General features: G+C 52.8%; 21 protein-coding genes, 1 tRNA gene and 2 rRNA genes. 21 read left to right on the top strand and 3 right to left on the bottom strand.

Annotated elements, in window-relative coordinates:
* The 3 genes from J3353_RS07715 to J3353_RS07705 all read left to right on the top strand — a co-directional run.
* Positions 1 to 1,581, top strand: a 23S ribosomal RNA gene (locus J3353_RS07715); the annotation flags it as partial.
* 124 nt (positions 1,582 to 1,705) lie between these two features.
* Positions 1,706 to 1,822, top strand: a 5S ribosomal RNA gene (rrf, locus tag J3353_RS07710).
* A gap of 38 nt (positions 1,823 to 1,860) precedes the next feature.
* Positions 1,861 to 1,936 (top strand) — tRNA-Lys (locus J3353_RS07705).
* A gap of 53 nt (positions 1,937 to 1,989) precedes the next feature.
* Here the strand turns inward: J3353_RS07705 and J3353_RS07700 are convergent.
* The 3 genes from J3353_RS07700 to J3353_RS07690 all read right to left on the bottom strand — a co-directional run bounded on the left by J3353_RS07700 (position 1,990) and on the right by J3353_RS07690 (position 4,026).
* Positions 1,990 to 3,084, bottom strand: a complete 1,095-nt coding sequence (locus J3353_RS07700; protein WP_207684577.1) for a site-specific integrase — start codon at positions 3,082 to 3,084, stop codon at positions 1,990 to 1,992.
* Positions 3,085 to 3,228: 144 nt separating this feature from the next.
* Positions 3,229 to 3,651: an ImmA/IrrE family metallo-endopeptidase gene (locus J3353_RS07695; RefSeq protein ID WP_207684576.1), complete on the bottom strand. Its 423-nt coding sequence runs from the start codon at positions 3,649 to 3,651 to the stop codon at positions 3,229 to 3,231.
* Between the two features lie 3 nt (positions 3,652 to 3,654).
* Positions 3,655 to 4,026, bottom strand: coding sequence for a helix-turn-helix domain-containing protein (locus J3353_RS07690; protein ID WP_181573330.1), 372 nt, complete (start codon positions 4,024 to 4,026; stop codon positions 3,655 to 3,657).
* A 238-nt stretch (positions 4,027 to 4,264) separates the two neighbouring features.
* Here J3353_RS07690 and J3353_RS07685 point away from each other — a divergent pair, with 238 nt between their 5' ends.
* The 18 genes from J3353_RS07685 (at position 4,265) to J3353_RS07600 (ending at position 13,818) form a co-directional block, all read left to right on the top strand.
* Positions 4,265 to 4,435, top strand: coding sequence for a helix-turn-helix domain-containing protein (locus J3353_RS07685; protein WP_112121971.1), 171 nt, complete (start codon positions 4,265 to 4,267; stop codon positions 4,433 to 4,435).
* Positions 4,436 to 4,476: 41 nt separating this feature from the next.
* Positions 4,477 to 4,782: an AlpA family transcriptional regulator gene (locus J3353_RS07680; RefSeq protein WP_207684575.1), complete on the top strand. Its 306-nt coding sequence runs from the start codon at positions 4,477 to 4,479 to the stop codon at positions 4,780 to 4,782.
* Positions 4,783 to 4,950: 168 nt separating this feature from the next.
* The gene (locus J3353_RS07675; protein WP_242700896.1) at positions 4,951 to 5,139 is read left to right on the top strand and encodes a hypothetical protein; all 189 of its coding nucleotides are present in this window, start codon (positions 4,951 to 4,953) and stop codon (positions 5,137 to 5,139) included.
* 2 nt (positions 5,140 to 5,141) lie between these two features.
* Positions 5,142 to 5,348 (top strand): hypothetical protein, encoded by a 207-nt coding sequence (locus tag J3353_RS07670; protein ID WP_207684573.1) that lies wholly within the window; start codon positions 5,142 to 5,144, stop codon positions 5,346 to 5,348.
* Between the two features lie 46 nt (positions 5,349 to 5,394).
* Positions 5,395 to 6,456 carry a DUF932 domain-containing protein gene (locus J3353_RS07665; RefSeq protein WP_207684572.1) on the top strand — a complete coding sequence of 354 codons (1,062 nt, stop codon included), beginning with the start codon at positions 5,395 to 5,397 and terminating at the stop codon, positions 6,454 to 6,456.
* Positions 6,453 to 6,629, top strand: a complete 177-nt coding sequence (locus J3353_RS07660; protein ID WP_207684571.1) for a hypothetical protein — start codon at positions 6,453 to 6,455, stop codon at positions 6,627 to 6,629. Before J3353_RS07665 ends, J3353_RS07660 begins: the two co-directional genes overlap by 4 nt.
* Before the next feature lie 14 nt (positions 6,630 to 6,643).
* Entirely contained in the window at positions 6,644 to 7,555 is a 912-nt protein-coding gene (locus J3353_RS07655; RefSeq protein WP_207684570.1) for a DUF1351 domain-containing protein, read from the top strand.
* Positions 7,542 to 8,516, top strand: a complete 975-nt coding sequence (locus tag J3353_RS07650) for a recombinase RecT (protein ID WP_207684569.1) — start codon at positions 7,542 to 7,544, stop codon at positions 8,514 to 8,516. Before J3353_RS07655 ends, J3353_RS07650 begins: the two co-directional genes overlap by 14 nt.
* Complete coding sequence (locus J3353_RS07645; protein WP_207684568.1) at positions 8,513 to 9,163, top strand: MBL fold metallo-hydrolase; 651 nt, start codon at positions 8,513 to 8,515, stop codon at positions 9,161 to 9,163. Before J3353_RS07650 ends, J3353_RS07645 begins: the two co-directional genes overlap by 4 nt.
* Positions 9,160 to 9,690, top strand: coding sequence for a hypothetical protein (locus J3353_RS07640; RefSeq protein WP_207684567.1), 531 nt, complete (start codon positions 9,160 to 9,162; stop codon positions 9,688 to 9,690). The genes J3353_RS07645 and J3353_RS07640 overlap by 4 nt, the downstream gene beginning before the upstream one ends.
* A gap of 18 nt (positions 9,691 to 9,708) precedes the next feature.
* Positions 9,709 to 9,939 carry a hypothetical protein gene (locus J3353_RS07635; protein WP_207684566.1) on the top strand — a complete coding sequence of 77 codons (231 nt, stop codon included), beginning with the start codon at positions 9,709 to 9,711 and terminating at the stop codon, positions 9,937 to 9,939.
* The gene (locus J3353_RS07630) at positions 9,923 to 10,471 is read left to right on the top strand and encodes a single-stranded DNA-binding protein (protein ID WP_207684565.1); all 549 of its coding nucleotides are present in this window, start codon (positions 9,923 to 9,925) and stop codon (positions 10,469 to 10,471) included. Before J3353_RS07635 ends, J3353_RS07630 begins: the two co-directional genes overlap by 17 nt.
* A gap of 12 nt (positions 10,472 to 10,483) precedes the next feature.
* The gene (locus J3353_RS07625; protein WP_207684564.1) at positions 10,484 to 11,341 is read left to right on the top strand and encodes a DnaD domain protein; all 858 of its coding nucleotides are present in this window, start codon (positions 10,484 to 10,486) and stop codon (positions 11,339 to 11,341) included.
* Positions 11,338 to 11,910, top strand: coding sequence for a hypothetical protein (locus J3353_RS07620; RefSeq protein ID WP_207684563.1), 573 nt, complete (start codon positions 11,338 to 11,340; stop codon positions 11,908 to 11,910). Before J3353_RS07625 ends, J3353_RS07620 begins: the two co-directional genes overlap by 4 nt.
* A gap of 1 nt (position 11,911) precedes the next feature.
* Positions 11,912 to 12,475: a 3D domain-containing protein gene (locus J3353_RS07615; protein WP_112121984.1), complete on the top strand. Its 564-nt coding sequence runs from the start codon at positions 11,912 to 11,914 to the stop codon at positions 12,473 to 12,475.
* The gene (locus J3353_RS07610; RefSeq protein WP_207684562.1) at positions 12,462 to 12,788 is read left to right on the top strand and encodes a hypothetical protein; all 327 of its coding nucleotides are present in this window, start codon (positions 12,462 to 12,464) and stop codon (positions 12,786 to 12,788) included. The genes J3353_RS07615 and J3353_RS07610 overlap by 14 nt, the downstream gene beginning before the upstream one ends.
* Positions 12,785 to 13,306: a hypothetical protein gene (locus J3353_RS07605; protein ID WP_207684560.1), complete on the top strand. Its 522-nt coding sequence runs from the start codon at positions 12,785 to 12,787 to the stop codon at positions 13,304 to 13,306. The genes J3353_RS07610 and J3353_RS07605 overlap by 4 nt, the downstream gene beginning before the upstream one ends.
* Before the next feature lie 14 nt (positions 13,307 to 13,320).
* Positions 13,321 to 13,818 (top strand): hypothetical protein, encoded by a 498-nt coding sequence (locus J3353_RS07600; protein ID WP_207684559.1) that lies wholly within the window; start codon positions 13,321 to 13,323, stop codon positions 13,816 to 13,818.

Here is a 13,818-nt window from a genome sequence, read left to right as displayed (position 1 = left end):
AAGCGGCTGTGGAGTGTATAGAAGTGAGAATGCCGGAATGAGTAGCGCGAATGCAGTGAGAATCTGCATGGCCGAAAGCCTCAGGTTTCTGGAGGAAGGTTCGTCCGCTCCAGGTTAGTCGGGAGCTAAGGTGAGGCCGGAAGGCGTAGCCGATGCACAGACGGTAGAGATTCCGTCACCACCAAAAGAGTTAAGCACAGGGACACATATGAAGTCTCAGAGCCGGGTGTTGGTTCCGGTAGAGATCGAGGGAAATTAGTACCGAAGTCTGAGATGGAAGATGGCGAGAAAAGCTGTGTGTATTTCTGAGGTGCCCGTACCGCAAACCGACACAGGTAGGTAGGAAGAAGATTCTAAGGCCAACGGGAGAAGGGTTGTTAAGGAACTCGGCAAATTGACCCCGTAACTTCGGGAGAAGGGGTGCTCCAGAGATGGAGCCGCAGAGAATCGGCCCAAGCAACTGTTTACCAAAAACACAGGTTTGTGCTAAATCGAAAGATGACGTATACGAGCTGACGCCTGCCCGGTGCTGGAAGGTTAAGAGGAGATGTGCAAGCATTGAATCGAAGCCCCAGTGAACGGCGGCCGTAACTATAACGGTCCTAAGGTAGCGAAATTCCTTGTCAGGTAAGTTCTGACCCGCATGAAAGGCGTAATGATTTGGGCACTGTCTCAACAGCCCGCCCGGCGAAATTGTAGTACCGGTGAAGATGCCGGTTACCCGCGACAAGACGGAAAGACCCCATGGAGCTTTACTGTAGCCTAATATTGGGTTTCGATGTTGCATGCACAGGATAGATGGGACTCTGGGAAACCAAGGCTTTGGCTTTGGCGGAGAGGCCGTTGGGATACCATCCTTGCGATATTGGAATTCTAACCTGCGGCTCTGAATCGAGTCGGGGGACATTGTTAGGTGGGCAGTTTGACTGGGGCGGTCGCCTCCTAAAGAGTAACGGAGGCGTTCAAAGGTTCGCTCAGCTTGAACGGAAATCAAGCAAAAGAGTGCAAACGCAGAAGCGAGCCTAACTGCGAGACTGACGGGTCGAGCAGTAACGAAAGTTGGAGTTAGTGATCCGGTGGTATGTGAGTGGAAATGCCATCGCTCAACGGATAAAAGTTACCCTGGGGATAACAGGCTGATCTCCCCCAAGAGTCCACATCGACGGGGAGGTTTGGCACCTCGATGTCGGCTCATCGCATCCTGGGGCTGTATTCGGTCCCAAGGGTTTGGCTGTTCGCCAATTAAAGCGGTACGCGAGCTGGGTTCAGAACGTCGTGAGACAGTTCGGTCCCTATCTGTCGTGGGCGCAGGATATTTGATGGGAGCTGTCCCTAGTACGAGAGGACCGGGACGGACGTACCTCTGGCGCACCAGTTGTTCCGCCAGGAGCATAGCTGGGCAACTACGTACGGATCGGATAAACGCTGAAAGCATCTAAGCGTGAAGCCGACCCAAAGATAAGATATCCCACTGATTCAATCAGGTAAGATCCCTTGTAGACTACGAGGTTGATAGGCACGATGTGTAAGTGGAGTGATCCATTCAGCAAGTGTGTACTAATAGATCGAGGGCTTGACCACAATTCGCTTGAATTCTCAAGTCAATGACAAAATGTAAGCAGTGATTATTCAGTTTTGAAGGCACGTCCTTCAAGAAACACTGGACAAAGTAGAACAGAAATGTTATACTGAGCCAGTCATATTGGTCGGTGACGATGACGGTGAGGTTCCACCTGTTCCCATTCCGAACACAGAAGTTAAGCTCACTCGTGCCCAAGATAGTTCGCTGGAAACGGCGCGTGAAAATAGGTAGTCGCCGACTCAAATGTCGGGATGTTTGAAACCGCATCTCGACAATATGCACCTCTAGCTCAGTTGGTAGAGCAACTGACTCTTAATCAGTGGGCCCAGGGTTCGAGTCCCTGGAGGTGCACCAGAAAAGCCACACAGTAGCGTTGAAAAACGTGCTGTGTGGCTTCTTTTTTTGTATCAGATGGCGAGCTTGACTACTTTTTGACTACTTTTCACGGAGTTCTCAGATTTGCCGGAAAGATACTCGTTGAGTTTATCGGCAACATGGAGTGAATCCTCTTGTTCCAGATGAGTATAAATATCGGCGGTGACCTGAATGCTGCTGTGTCCCATTAGTTTTTGTGCCGTGCGTAAGTCTACCCTTGCACGATAAAGTGTCGTTGCGTAGGTATGCCGCAGCATGTGGGGATGCAGAGGAAAAGGCACAAGGGAAACAACGTGAGAATTCCACATTCGGGTGAATGCGGAGCGGGTCATATCCCCGCCATTGGAGGCAGGGACAATATATCGGCTCAAGTGTGGTGTATCAAGCAAGATGGCTCTGAGCTTGTCCGGGATAGGAATGACCCTGTGCGCAGCTTTTGTTTTGAGATCATCTACGGGATCTTGCTGATTGTTCAGAAAGGTCATAGCACGCCGGACGGTCAGAGAGTTGCTTTGAATGTCCGACCATTGCAACCCAAGCGCTTCTTCCTTGCGAAGCCCGCAGTACAGACAGAGGGCGCAGAATACGCGGGCGCGTGGTTCTACGACTACACTCATCAGAATATCGACCTCATCGGGAAGCAGAGCCTTTTTCTTTTCCGCTTTAGCGTGAGGGGTGATTTTGATACCCTCAGTAGGATTATCAATAATCAGATGATTCAAACGTGCTTCCTCAAAAAGCTGGCGCATAGTCAGAAGAACTTTACGTTGCAGGCTTTCCGATCTGGATGCAACGCTGGCCATAACCTGTCGGATGTGAACTGGTTTTACGTTTCGGAGTTCCATGTATCCGATCTGTTCCATGATGTGGAGATTATAGCTATCCCGGTACATTTTGATGGTAGCGGCCCGTAAATCGGATTTATAGTTTTTCAACCAAATTTTTGCCCACTCGCCCACCAATGTGTGATCTCCAACTTCAAGCCCGGCGGTATCTTGGTTCATTAGTGCATTTGCAGCGGCATTGACTTCAGCAATCGTTTTGCCGTATACAAATTTCTGTTTTCCGTTGGACAATGTCACCTTGCGTTGATAGCGGCCATCTTTTCTTTTTTTGAGTCTTGCCATAATAAAATAAACCTCCTTTAGGTACACTTTGACAAGCCTACCCAAAAGAGGTATAATCACAGTGTCGGTTGTGACTGCTCTTTTTGAGTAAGCCAATCTATTTGAACGCTCTCGGTGTTGGTAGCACCGGGGGCGTTTTTTCGTTTATAAGCAATTAAAATCTATGCCTTTGCAATCAGTCCAATAATGTACTGCTTTTTCAACAAATTCTTCTTCAAGGTTGAAATACTCGGCAATCTCCCAATTTTCTGTCATGCCCATCTTGTAGCAATTCAGAATTTCGTTAACAGGGAGATACTTTTCGACAGAAGCAGCAAATGCCCGATGCTCTGCCTGTTCTTTTACCTCAAAGGGACTATAGGCGCGGTAAAAAGCGCCGCTCATGTAATGCCCTGCTTCATGTGCCAGCACAGTGCGTTCCTGTGCGGCGGTTTTGCATTTGCTGCGATCAATGACAAGGAAATTGTCAAAGAACGCGATTGCGAAATTGTTTTTGAGTTTAACATCCACAACGTCTACGTTCAAAGCTTCCAGATCATCATACATACAGCAAACGGCTGTGTTCATGCATTACACACCTGATTTCTTTTTTTTGTTCCGTTCGGCCTTTGCGCGCATAGCGACCATAAGATCGTCAATATCATCGGGGGTAAGATCATCCTTTACATCCCCGTAAAAGGCAATCAGTTCATCTTTGACAGCCTGATTCTCATTTTGAGAGTCGGGCTGTTTTTCTTTTGAATCGGCATTCCCTAAAAGATAATCAACAGAAACACCGTAAAAAGCAGCGATTTCATTCACATAGCGTCGATAGGACTTGTTACGTCCATTCAGCCAGTTTGTGATGACATTGGGGTGAATTCCAAGATGCTCCGCAAGTTCTTTCTTGGCACCGTGCCGCGGCCCGATGCACTCAATGATTCTTTCTAACAATATATCCATACTACACCGCCTGATTTTGTGCATAAAAGACAAAACCACACAAAACACGCAAAGTGCCGTTGACACCAAACAAAATGCGTGGTATAGTATAGCCATACCACACAAAACACACAACAAACAAAACTGCTTTGTGTGATATGGACAGGTGGTTTTGTGATTTGTTTGATTTGCACTATTATCATATCACAAAACCAAACAAAACACAACTATAAATCTATACAAAGAAAGGAGGACGTTCATGGGGGAACTGTATACCTGCAAGGATGTAGCAGAACGGTACGGTGTTCAGATCATTACCGTATGGGAGTGGATTCGTAAGAAGAAGCTCGGTGCAATCAAAATCGGAAAGGAGTACAGGGTCAGCGCTGAAGACATCAAAGCGTTTGAGCGCTCCCGGCGGACGATTTGATTTTGAAGATGCCACATCAACAAGTGGGGGAGGTGAATTTGGTGGACGAAATGGTTGATAGACTGCTTGACATTCTGGCTGATAAATTAACTGAGCGCCTGAGCGCAGGACACAAAGAACTGTACACTGCAAAAGAGCTTGCAGAGCGGTACGGGGTATCATGCGCCACGATTCGCAACAAGATGGCTGCCGGAGAGTTTGGAGAACTCGTTAGTGTCGGCGAGAGAACGCGGCTTGTGCCGTGGGCAGGAGTGCAGGCTTACGAATCTACACACACAGGAATGAGCACAAAAAGGACTTCGGAAAAGCATAGGGCCGTTTCGCATGGCAATCCGGGTCCGATTTGACAAATAAAAAGGCACCGTCCCGTTGCAGCAGGACGATGCCGAAAGGTGCGATGCGCCGAACCGCTTCAAGGAAAGGCTGCATCATCGTTTTTTAGTGTAACTTATTTCCGGCTGGAAATCAAGTACAAGAGAAAGTTTGTAGCTATGACCCACGAGGAACAGATTTCTTTGTTTGAAGCACTTGCGCTGAATGGCGCATGGAGCAACGCGGCCTGTACCGGATACTGCCTGCTGGCTATGCAGAGAGCCGGGCTTGACGAAAAGACCATCGAAAAGGTGCTGCATGAACTGCACTGGGCATTCGATGACATCAGCGTTGAACAGGCCGAGAAGATCTATTGCGGCGGGGAGGAGTAAAGATGCAGGAATTGCTGATGTTCATGTACCACCTCACCCCCGATCAGGCGGCGGCTCGTGTCCCGTTGTTCCAGTTCTGGCTGACCGCTTTTGGGGCGGCGCTGCTGATCTGGTTGGATAGCAAGGGCGTGTTCGATGTTTTTGGAGCATGGCTCGGCCGTGTTCTCCGTGATACTGCGGTAGGTGACCTGATCCGCAAGTTTATGTGATTTCGGGCTTGTCCCGGTTATTTTTCTGAAAGAAAAGGAGATTTCAATGAAGTACGGAAGAAGTTTGCAGGAGCTGGCGATTGAACTTGACCGGCAGGCCAAGGTCAAAAAGGACTACGTTGCCACGGCGGGCGCTATGCAGATGACCGCCGTCAACGAGAACTTTGACCTCGTGATCGGCAACACCCCGTTCCAGCTGAACGAAAATGCCCACCGTCAGCTGGGATTGCAGTTGAAGATCCCGGCTCCCTACTACGAGCGGATGCGGGCAGAGAACCCCGGCTTGCTGATGGCAAACGTCAATGGCTGGTTCCAGCAGTCCCCGGACACCCGCCGCATGGTTCGCACCCTTGATGGTACCGCCCGCGCCATCCTCTCCGACCGCTACCGCCGTATCGACAACTACGAGGTTGCACAGACGGTCCTGCCGATTATCTCTGAAATGCAGGGAGCCCGCATTGAAAGCTGTGAACTGACCGATACCCGCATGTACATCAAGGTTGTCAATGAGCGCATCCAGACCGAAGTAGTGCCGGGGGACATCGTTCAGGCCGGCATCCTGATTTCCAATTCTGAGGTCGGCATGGGCAGCGTTTCCGTGAAGCCTCTGATTTACCGTCTTGTCTGTACCAATGGCATGGTGGCGGATGTGGGTGTTGGCAAGCGCCATGTTGGCCGCATCAATGAAAGCGTGGATGGCGATTTCGGGATTTTCCGGGATGAGACCATCGAAGCCGACGACCGGGCATTCCTGATGAAGATTGAGGACACCGTCCGGGCGGCGGTCGATGAAGCCCGGTTCAATGCGCTGGTGCAGAAACTCCGGGATGCCAAGGAAGCACCCATTCTCCCGGCGGCGGCTCCCAAGGTGGTTGAGCTTGCGGCCAAGGAGTTCAACATCCGCCAGAACGAGAGCGAGGGCATTCTGGGACATCTTATCGCGGGCGGTGACCTTTCCCTCTATGGTCTGGCAAACGCTGTCACACGGCACGCGCAGGACGTGCAGAGCTACGACCGCAGCACTGAGCTGGAAGCCACCGGCTATAAGATCATCACCATGCAGCCCTCGTTGCTGAAGCGCTGGAATGAGGAGGTGAGCATCGTATGAGTGGCAGACACATGAATGCCCGGCCCAAAAGGCTGACCCGCAAGCAGAAAGAAGCCCTTTCTGCACATGGCTGGGATTCCAGGCAGTACCTTTTCATTCAGGACAGCCCGGATGCCGGCGGCTGGGTTCTGATGAACAAGACCACCGGCCATTATGAAGTATTCAAAAATTGAAAGGAGAGTGCGATATGGCACAGGATACCGCATTGCAGGTCATTGAACTTCAGCAGTTGCCTATCATTGTCGAGCGGCTTCACAGCGTAAAGGCCGAAATTGAGCGGCGCACCGCCGAAGCCACCTCGCTGATCTGCACCGAAGAAACCTATAAGAGCGTCAAAGATGCCCGCGCCCAGCTTACCAAGGAATTCAAGGAGTACGAAGCCCAGCGCACGGCCATCAAGAGCAAAATCCTTGAACCCTACAATGCCTTTGAGCAGGTCTACCGGGAGTGCGTGACGGCACCGTTCCAGCAGGCAGATGCCGAACTGAAGCAGAAAATCGCGGATGTGACCTCTGGCATTGTGGCTCAGAAGACGGAAGCGCTCATGGACTACTACGGCGAACTGGTGGAAGCCGCCGACATTGATTGGCTGGATAATCTGACCTACCGCCCGAAAGTCAACATGAGCGACAGCCTGACCTCTTTGAAAAAGCAGGCAAAGGCATTCGTGGACGGCATTGTGGCCGACGTGGCCGCAATTGAGGGCATGGACAACGCCGCCGAGATCATGGTGGAGTACCGCAGCAATTTGGATTTGCCCAACGCCATCAAGACTGTGGGTGACCGGCACAAGGCGCTGGAGGAACAGCGTCGGCGGGAAGAAGAGCGCCGCGCCCGGCAGGCCGAACGGGAAGCCGCTGCCGAAAAAGCCCGCGCCGCTGTTGTGGCGGCTTCGGCGGTTGAATTGCCCGCCCCGGTACAGGAGCCGTCCGAACTGCCGGAAGCCGGCACTCAGCCGGAACCCCAGCCTGAACTTCAGTCCACCCCGGCGGCTGAGCCTATCCTGATGACCCGCTTTTATGCGAAAGGCACCAAAGCCCAGCTGATCGGTTTGAAGCATTATCTGGAAAAGGAAGGTATTGAATATGGCAACTTATAATCAGATGCAGGTACAGCAGAAGCCCAAGTTCTCCGTGGCAATCACCACCAAGGGCTATCAGTCCTTGATCTCCAACACTCTGCGCGACCCGGCCCGCGCCCGCCGGTTCACGGCCAGCATTACCTCGGCGGTGGCCGTCAACCCCGCCCTGCAGGAATGCGATGCCGGCACGATTCTGGCCGGTGCCCTGCTGGGTGAAAGCCTGAACCTCAGCCCGTCCCCTCAGCTGGGGCAGTACTACCTCGTGCCTTTCAAGCAGAAAGCCAAGTATGACCGCAACAACAGGCTGATCCGCCCGGAGAGTGTCACGGCACAGTTTGTTCTGGGCTATAAGGGCTACATCCAGCTGGCCTTACGCAGCGGCCAGTACAAGGATCTGGATGTTATGGTCATCAAGCAGGGCGAGTACCTCGGCAAAGACCCGGAAACCGGAAAAGCCAAATTCCAGTTCGTCGAGGATGACGATCAGCGTGACGCGTTGCCCACGGTCGGGTATATGGCCTACTTTGAGTACCTCAACGGCTTCCGCAAGGTGTTGTATTGGTCGAAAGAGAAAATGATGACCCATGCCGATACCTATTCCAAGGCTTTCAGCCGTAAGAACTACGAAGACCTGATGGCTGGCAAAGTCCCGGAAAGCGAGATGTGGAAGTACTCCTCGTTCTGGTACAAAAACTTTGATGACATGGCCAAAAAGACCCTGCTTCGCCAGCTTATTTCCCGCTGGGGCGTTATGAGCATCGAAATGACGAAAGCCATGGAGAGCGACAACGCCGTGGCAACAGTGTCCGACAACAACGAGATCATCACCGAGCCGGAACCGATGCCTGGTGCATCCGAACAGCCGGAACTGCATACCGGGAAGCCTGAGGTGGGCGATGGGCAGGCATTGCCCCATGTGGACATTGCTCAGAGTGAACCCACGACCGCCGAGCCGGTGGTTGACCTCAGCTCGTTATGATCGACTACAACATCATCGCAACTGGCAGTAAAGGCAATGCGGTGGTGATTGACCAAAAAATCCTGATTGACTGCGGCGTGTCTTTCAAGGCACTGTCAAAAGTATACCGGGCGTTGAAGCTGGTTCTGCTCACTCACATTCACAGTGACCACTTCCAGCCGACAACGCTCCGGCTTTTGGCAGAAAACCGCCCCACGCTCCGTTTTGCGTGCTGTGCATGGCTGTGCAAGCCGCTGGTGGATGCAGGGGTGCCGGTCTCGCAGATTGATGTTCTGGAGCCGGGGCACATGTATGGATACGGCATCTGCAACGTCAGGCCCGATATGGTCAAGCACAATGTTCCGAATTGCGCTTGGAAAGTCTGGCTCCCATCAGGGAAGCTGTTTTACTGCACAGATATGAACAATTTGAACGGCATCACGGCTCCGAACTATGACCTGTACATGGTGGAAGCTAACTACGATGACGCGGAAATCCAAGCCAAAATTGCAGAGAAAAAGCTGAACGGTGAGTACATTTACGAGCTGGGCGTGCTGCACAACCACATGAGCCTTTCCAAGATCAATGACTGGTTATATGCCAACATGGGGCAGAACAGCGCCTATATCTATATGCACTGCCATCAGGACAAGGAGGATGCCACATGACCGGACGGCTGGTGGACATGGCTTTTACCCTCGGCGGGAAACAGCGGGTCACGCTGGAAATCAACGGCGACTTCTGTGAAATCTGGGACAAGCTCCATCAGGAGCCGGTTCTGGACGTAGAAATCAAAAAGCACAGGGAAAAGCGCAGCCTGTCGGCAAATGCGTATTTCCACGTTCTGTGCAACAAGATTTCTGCAGAAACCGGCGAGAGCGAGGATGCCGTGAAGCGGCGGCTCGTGGTTTCGTATGGAGCGCTTGCCCGCGACAAGGACGGCAAGCCTGTTGGCCTGAAACTCCCGCCGACCGTAGATCCCAGCGACTTTTACCCTTATGTCCGGCTCTATGAAACCCGGCAGGAAAACGGAAAAGACTACTCCTGCTATTTTGTCTACAAGGAAAGCCACAAGATGGATTCAAAGGAATTTGCTCATCTTGTGGACGGTGCAATCGAAGAAGCCAAGGAACTGGGCATCCAGACGGATACCCCGGAACAACTGGCTCGTTACAAAGAAGAATGGTCGAAATGACCGGAAAGGACAATCACAATGGAAATGGTTTCTATCCCTCTGGAACAGTATCAGGAATTTCTTCAGATGCGGCTGGAACTGCACTTGATCTACACCAAGTGCAGCGAGGAAGTGGCCTATGATACCGGCACCTATGTTGCAGACCTGATGCGGATTCTGCACCCTGACCGTTTTCCCGCACCCCCTACGCAGCGCCCGGTGATGCCGATGAAAGTACCTGAGGTGATGCCCGATGCTGAACAGCTGTGATTTTCAGGGGCGGTTCGCCGCTGATCCTGAACTGCGGACCACCCAGACGGGAAAGCAGGTGGCAAGTTTCCGCATGGCGGTTGACCGGGACATGGTTGATGCCAACGGCCACCGCCCTACGGACTGGCTCACCTTTACCGCATGGGGCAAGACGGCGGAGTTCGTCAGCAAGTACTTCCGCAAGGGGAGCGCCGCTGTGGTTCATTCCCGCTGCCAGACGCGGCAGTATGAGGATAAGAACGGCAACAACCGCACGGCGATTGAGTTCGTGGTGGACAACATCTATTTTGCCGGGCCGAAGCAGGACAACCAGCAGGGGACCGTGGATGATGGCGGGACGAACCCGCCACCGGCAACCTATCGGAACCAGCAGCCGCAGCCCCAGCAGATGGGCTTCGCCACCCAGAGCCAGCGCCAGCAGTGGCAGGGGGCGGCCGATCATCCCGGCAATGTTCAGGTCAGCCAGAGCTTTTCTCAGGGCAGTGACGATGATTTCTCGGTTCTGGACGATGCCGATGATCTGCCGTTCTAAGGAGGTTCATTGATGGCAACTGGTAAACGGTATTACTGGATAAAGCTCAAAGATAGTTTCATGTCATCGGATGAAATTGACTATCTTATGAGCCAGCCAGACGGTGCCAACTATGTTGTTCTCTATCAAATGCTGTGTCTCAAGACCATCAATACAAACGGTTGTTTGGTTTCCAAAATCGGAGAAATGCTCATTCCCTACGATGCCGAAAAGATTCAGAGGGAATGCAAATGGTTCCCTCTGTCAACCGTCCGTCTGGCTCTGACTGTTTATAAACAAATCGGCTTGATTTTTGAAAACCCGGACGGAACACTGTCAATCTCTGATTATCAGAACATGATTGGCAGTGAAACCGACTGGGCGGCGAAAAATCGCAGAATTCGTAGTAATGCTGCGAACAAGGAGCTACAAGAGGGACACGACACTGGACACACAAGTGGACACAATGTGTCCAGTGATGGTGGGGAAAATGTCCCTACAGAGAAAGAGATAGAGAAAGATAAAGAGATAGAGAACAGAGAAAGAGTAAGAGATAACGGTAGTACGGCTGTTGATGCTGGGCTGTCTGAGATTATCCGCTCTTTCGAGGACAACATTGGCAGCTTCCCCCCGGCGGCGAGTGATGCCCTGATGGGCTGGCGGGAAATCTTCACGGATGACCTCATCCTGCTGGCTATCAAAAAGGCTGCACTGGCCGGGATTCGCAAGTGGAACTACGTCAACGGCATCCTGAAAGCATGGAAAAATGAGGGCGTGAAAACCATTGGCGATGTGCAGTCCCGTGATGAGCGGCGCAATCCCCCGGCGGGTCAACAGCAAAAGCCCTCCGCCAAGGATGATTATGATGCAATTTTCGGAGGTTTAGGATGACAGTTGAATGTTTGAAGAATGCGCTGGCACTGATTGAAAACTACTTCGGCCGGCCGCTTTCTACCGATGAGCGCACGGCGCGGTCGCAGATTTACGCCGCCGCGCTCAAAGACATCCCGGATGATGTGGCCGCGGCGGCTTTGACAAAAGCGCTGACGGTGTGCCGGTATCAGAACCAGCTGTTGGTTGACTGGTGCGCAGAAATCCGCAAGTTGCAGAGCGCCGGTCAGCCTACAGCAAACGACCTGTGGACGCAGGCCATCGTTGCCGCCCGGAAGATTGAGCGGAACCAGTACTATGCCACCCACGGCGGACTGGTGACGGCCACCGGGAAGCTGACCGCAGAGGACTTCCGGGCAGAGAACAGGAGCATCTTCGGTGCCTTGCCTGCCGCTGTGCGGGAATGGGCTGGCTCCCCGGCGGGGCTGGTGGATGCCCTTGACCGCTCCAATGCGGATCTCTTGCAGTACGTCAAGCCCGGTTTTGTCAAGGCAGTGGATGCTGCCAAGGATGCGGATCGGATGCCCCCGGCACTGCCCAGCGGGGCAAAAGCTCAGATTGGAGGTTGAAATGCAGCTTCGTTCTATCGTGTCGCTGGCCTGTGCAGTCAGCCTTTTTACCGGCAGCGCCCTTGCCAGCGCGGTCTATACCCGCCGGGTAGACGAACTCACCATGGAGCGGGACATTTACGCCAGCCAGAAAGAAAACTGGATGAACAAGGCCGTGGAGCGCAAGGAAACCATTGAGCAGATGCAGACCGAGGTTGAGCAGCTCACGGACACGCTTGCCGCAGATCAGAGCATTGCCCTTACATACGCAGGGGAGTTTCATTGCACAGCCTACTGCTCCGAGGAATACCCGCATATCTGCGGGGAGGGGCAGGGCATCACATCCAGCGGTGCCAAGGTTCAGCCGGGCGTGACGGTGGCCGCTGACACCAGCATCTTTCCCTATGGCACGGTCATTCTGATTGAGGGCGTAGGGATGAGGGTGGTTCAGGATACCGGCTCACTCATCAAGGAAAATGCCTTAGATGTGGCCGTTGGCACCCATGCGGAAGCGATTTCGTGGTCGGGCTGGGGTTCTCACAAGGTCTGGATTGTGACGGGAGGTGAGACGGATGCCGCTGAATGAGTACGGCGAAAAGCTGGATTCCAACGGCTATGCACCCAGCATCCTGCATGATAAGCCGGTCTGCCTGATCTGCGGGCGGTATGGCACAGCACGGCATGAGGTGTACTTCGGGAGCGCCTACCGGGCAAAGAGCAAGCGTCTGGGCCTGTGGGTGACGCTTTGCCCGTGGTGCCATCAGAACGGCCCGACCGCCATCCACAACAACCATGATGCTGATCTTCGGCTGAAGCGCTGGGCGCAGAAAAAGGCTATGGAACACTATGGCTGGCCGGAAGCCCGGTTTATTCAGGAATTTGGGAGGTCGTATTTATGAGTGAAAAATGCCCGATTATTGCCATTGATCCGGGCAACAGGCAGAGTGCCTACTGCGTTATTGACTGCAACACCTTGAAGCCGCTGGAGTTCGGCAAGGTCGATAACGAAGAATTGCGAAACAAACTGGTTTTTGCCAATGAACAGGGCTGGCAGTGGGCGGTCATTGAAATGGTGGCTTCCTACGGCATGGCCGTGGGCAGGGAAGTTTTTGATACCGTCCTCTGGATTGGGCGTTTCTATGAAGCATTGTCCATCCAGATGGCGCAGAAGCCGCGGCTTCTCTGCCGCATCGAAGAAAAACGGCACATTTGCCATGACAGCCGGGCAAATGACCCGGCCATCCGGCGGGCGCTGATTGACCGTTTTGCAACCCACGATTTGAAAAACGGAAAAGGCACCAGCAAAAACCCAGATTTCTTTTATGGCTTCAAGGCGGACATCTGGGCGGCATACGCCGTCGGCCTGACCGCCATCGAAAACCACAACAACGATTACAAAATTTCATCTGATTGCTGAAAGGAGTACATACCATGAGCGAAATTTCCAACTACGAGGCCCAGAAGAAAAAGCTGCAGGGCCTGTGCGATGAGCACAACTTTACGTTCCGCTTCTTCAAGGACCGCTATCCCATCACGCTGGTGATCACCCCCATCAATGACGTTGCCACCCAGATGGATATGCTGGGCAATGTGGAAGAAACCGGCTATTGCAGTCAGGATTCTTCTATGTGCTGGTACTTTGAGAACAGCGAGCTGAAGACCAAGGTCAAGGGTACGTTCAGCATCGACAAGGTTCTCCGCACCAAGATTGAGAACATCCTGCTGAAGATGATCTCTTTCTGGCAGCAGTTCTTCTTCCGTGACCTGATGGAGAACGGCAAACTCCGCAATTTCGGCGTGCCGGTGCCTGATGTGCCGGATTCCAATTCTCAGAGGGATTCCCAGCAGGACACCAAGCAGGAGACCCCGCAGGACGACACCGACGATGAACCGGCCGAGGACTCCGCTGATGACGATACGGAGGAATAA

The sequence above is a fragment of the Faecalibacterium sp. Marseille-Q4137 genome (genome assembly GCF_017377535.1).
In the GTDB taxonomy this organism is placed as follows: Bacteria; Bacillota; Clostridia; order Oscillospirales; family Ruminococcaceae; genus Faecalibacterium; species Faecalibacterium duncaniae.
The sequence above is the reverse complement of the archived record's forward strand: the minus strand, read 5'-3'. Positions and strand labels throughout refer to the sequence as shown.